Annotated in this window: 3 protein-coding genes; all 3 read left to right on the top strand. The window is 69.5% G+C overall.

All coding sequences use genetic code 11. From position 1 onward, the window contains the following. Positions 1-373: ROK family protein (locus VE172_RS18450; protein ID WP_324803430.1), on the top strand; the 373-nt coding region annotated here is incomplete at its 5' end. Continuing rightward, the gene (locus tag VE172_RS18445; RefSeq protein ID WP_324803429.1) at positions 360-2,189 is read left to right on the top strand and encodes a class I mannose-6-phosphate isomerase; all 1,830 of its coding nucleotides are present in this window, start codon (positions 360-362) and stop codon (positions 2,187-2,189) included. The genes VE172_RS18450 and VE172_RS18445, both read left to right, overlap by 14 nt. A gap of 55 nt (positions 2,190-2,244) precedes the next feature. After that, a partial coding sequence (locus tag VE172_RS18440) for an extracellular solute-binding protein (RefSeq protein WP_414715119.1) occupies positions 2,245-2,715 on the top strand: 471 nt, incomplete at its 3' end.

The following is a 2,715-nucleotide window of genomic DNA, read 5'->3' as shown; positions in this document are numbered from 1 at the left end:
CTGGGCGCTGCGGCGCGAACTGGCGAGGCGCGGCGACGCCGTCGCCGACGTCGAGCAACTGTTCGCCGCCGCCTCCGGCGGCGACGCCGCGGCGATCGCGCTGCGCGACCGGGCGATCCGCGCCTGGGGCGCCGCCGCCGTGTCGCTGTGCCACGCCTACGACCCCGCCGTCGTCATCCTGTCCGGCGGCATCATGCGCGCCGGACGCGCCGTTGCCGAGCCGCTCGAGGCGTACGTCCACAAGCACCTGTGGACCAGCTCGCACCGGCCGGACTTCGTCATCCCCGACCGACCCGACCTGTCGGTGCTGCGCGGACTGTCCGTCCTCGCCGCCGACGGCAGTCCCCAAAGGAGCGTTCGTGTCCACCCCTAGCCCGTCATCCGGCGTCCCCGTCGGACAGTACGAGAAGCGGCCCACCGTGCCGCTTCCCGCCGATGCCCGCGTGCTCACCGGCGCAACGGCGTGGACGCGGGTGGCCGAGACGGCCGCCGACCGGGCCGCGGGCGGCACGCCGCTCGCGGTCGTCGACGCCTACCCGGGCGCCGACCTCCCGCTGATCGCCAAGGCGATCGCCGACGCGCTGCCGGGGTGGCGGATCGTCGACGTCGAGGACGCGGCCGCCAAGCCTCTGGCCGAGATCGAGGCGTTCATCGCCGACAACCTCACCGACGACCGGGTGTTCGGCGTCATGTCGCACGCCACCGTGGACGCCTACTACGACGCCGAGCGCCTCGCCGCCACCGCCGCCGCCGTCGCCTCCGACGACCGCCCGACCGTCCTGATCGGATGGGGCGCCGACCTGGTGGCCCGGCGGCTGTCGACGTCGTACGCGCTGGTCCTGGCCGACATGGCGCGCTGGGAGATCCAGGCGCGCCAGCGCGCCGGCGCACCCAACTGGCGGGCCGCCAACCCCGACGCCGACCGGCTGCGCAAGTACAAGCGCGGCTTCTTCGTGGAATGGCGGATGGCCGACCGCCACAAGCGCACCATGTTCGAGCGGCTTGACTTCGTGTTCGACGCCAATGCCATCGGCGCGGCCGAACCCACCGATCGCCTGCCCGGCATGATCACCGGCGACGCCTTCCGCGCCGCCATCGCCGGAGCCGCCCACCGCCCCTTCCGCGTCGTCCCGTTCTTCGACCCCGGCGTCTGGGGTGGACAGTGGATGAAGCGCAGGCTCGACCTCGACCCCGGCCAGCCCAACTACGCCTGGTGCTTCGACTGTGTGCCCGAGGAGAACTCGCTGCTGCTGGCCGACGCCGACGGCGCGATCGTCGAGATCCCTTCCCTGGACCTGGTTCTCACCCAGCCCCGGGCGCTGCTGGGCGAGCGCACCTTCGCCCGGTTCGGCGCCGAGTTCCCCATCCGGTTCGACTTCCTGGACACCATGGAGGGCGGCAACCTCTCCCTCCAGGTGCACCCGCTGACCGACTACATCTACCAGACCTTCGGCATGCACTACACCCAGGACGAGTCGTACTACCTGCTGGACGCCGGCGACGACGCCGTGGTCTATCTGGGCACCAAGAACGACGTCGACCGCGAGGCGATGCTGGAGGACCTCAGGGTCGCCGCCACCGGCGAGCGCCCCTTCGACGCCGAGCGCTTCGTCAACGCGTTCCCCGCCAAGAAGCACGACCACTTCCTGATCCCCGCGGGCACCATCCACAGCTCGGGCGCCAACTCGATGGTGCTGGAGATCTCGGCGACCCCGTTCATCTTCACGTTCAAGCTGTGGGACTGGGGCCGCCTCGGTCTCGACGGCATCCCGCGCCCGGTGCACCTGGACCACGGCGCCAAGAACCTCGAGTGGTACCGCGACCGCACCTGGACCGAGGACAACCTCGTCGGCCAGGTCACCGAGCTGTCCAACGACGGCGACGTCGTCGAGGAGCGCACCGGCCTGCACGAGCTGGAGTTCATCGAGGTCCGCCGCCACTGGTTCTCCCGGGAGGCCACCCACGACACCGCCGGAACCGTGAACGTCCTCAACCTCGTGGAGGGCGACGAGGTCGAGATCGTCAGCCCCACGGGCGCGTTCGAGCCCTACCAGATCCACTACGCCGAAACGTTCATCGTGCCGGCATCCGTTGGCCCCTACACCATCCGGCGAACCGCGCGCTCGCGCAGCCAACGGTTCGGCACCGTCAAGGCCTCGATCCGCGGCACCCGCGTCGGCGAAGCCTGACTTCGACCTCAACCCGCCCCCAACCCCGTACGAAGAAGGAACAAAGGAGTTCGACATGAGAACACGGAAGGTCGTCGCCGGCTTCATGGCCGCGGTCACCTGCCTGGCGCTCGTCGCTTGCGGCGGCACCAACCGGGACGACGGCGCCACGACCGGGAAGCTCAGCTTCTACACCAACAAGGCCGCCTGGAAGCCCGACTTCAACGAGCTCAACGCGCAGAGCAAGGGCGACGCCGACATCAGCCTGAAGACCACGGGCTACTCCGATGAGGAGCAGTACGAGGCGTTCATCAAGCAGTCGTTCCGCACCAAGAAGAGCCCGGGCCTGTTCACCTGGCAGACCGGCCCGTCGCTCGGGGCGCTCGTCGACGATCACCTGGTCGCCGAGACCACCGACATCTGGGACAAGGCCATCAAGAACGGCTGGATCTCCAAGGACCTGCGCAGCCAGTACACCTTCCACGGCAAGCAGTACTGCGTCCCCATGAACGTCGCCTACTGGGTGATGTACTACAACAAGAAAATC

Origin of the sequence: Stackebrandtia sp. (genome assembly GCF_035643755.1) — a bacterium.
Classification (GTDB): domain Bacteria; phylum Actinomycetota; class Actinomycetes; order Mycobacteriales; family Micromonosporaceae; genus Stackebrandtia.
This window is presented reverse-complemented; position numbering and strand designations above follow the sequence as displayed.